A 323-nucleotide genomic window follows, 5' to 3' on the forward strand; every position below is an offset into this window, starting at 1 on the left:
ACGCTCAAAAATCCACGCAGCGTTATGTTGAGGTTGCACATGCAATCGGAATAACCCCACGCCAATTGGCTCTTGGTTGGTGTAATCAAGTCTATGGCGGTACCACGTCAAGTAGTGGTGCCACCAGCATGGCCCAATTTAAAGAAGACATTGACGCATTAAGCATAACATTAAGCGAAGACACTCTAACTGAAACTGCCACTATTTTTAAATGATAACCCGCAGCCAAATTAAACCAAAATAATAGCCAGTTTTTTTACTGCGTTTTTCTCTCTTACATTTGACCATATCCAAAGTAAAACTATACTAAAGTTAACTTAAAT

General features: G+C 39.3%; 1 protein-coding gene. It reads left to right on the forward strand.

The window, feature by feature from the left end; genetic code table 11:
* The coding region (locus CWC04_RS19375; protein WP_171038605.1) for an aldo/keto reductase at positions 1 to 215 on the forward strand (215 nt) is incomplete at its 5' end.
* Positions 216 to 323 lie beyond the last annotated feature (108 nt).

It is taken from the genome of Pseudoalteromonas sp. S2893 (genome assembly GCF_005887105.1).
Classification (GTDB): domain Bacteria; phylum Pseudomonadota; class Gammaproteobacteria; order Enterobacterales; family Alteromonadaceae; genus Pseudoalteromonas; species Pseudoalteromonas atlantica.